The sequence below is a fragment of the Bacillus sp. SIMBA_005 genome (genome assembly GCF_046535585.1).
Classification (GTDB): Bacteria; Bacillota; Bacilli; order Bacillales; family Bacillaceae; genus Bacillus; species Bacillus pumilus.
In genome coordinates, this window is the sequence record NZ_JAWRWI010001236.1 from 1 (window position 1) to 233 (window position 233).

Genomic DNA, 233 nt, shown 5'->3' on the forward strand with positions numbered 1-233 from the left:
GGTGCGGGGGAGGCCGACGTACATCGAGGCGTGCAGCTCGGCGACGTGGTCGAAGGCGAGGCGGCTCGCCGTGGCGGCATCCTGCGCCCGAAGGGCTGCGACCAGGCGGGCGTGCTCATCGTTCGAGGCGCGGAGGTAGTCGATCCGGTACGGGATGAAGTACGCGTAGAGCTCGTGGGACACCCGGTGGTGGAGCTCGGCCGCGCCGCTGACACCGGATGCTTCGGCGAGGG

1 protein-coding gene is annotated in these 233 nt (G+C 71.2%); it reads right to left on the reverse strand.

Going from position 1 to position 233, the window contains the following annotated elements; translation table 11 throughout:
- A partial coding sequence (locus tag SB660_RS24015) for an FCD domain-containing protein (protein WP_410585139.1) occupies positions 1-233 on the reverse strand: 233 nt, incomplete at both ends.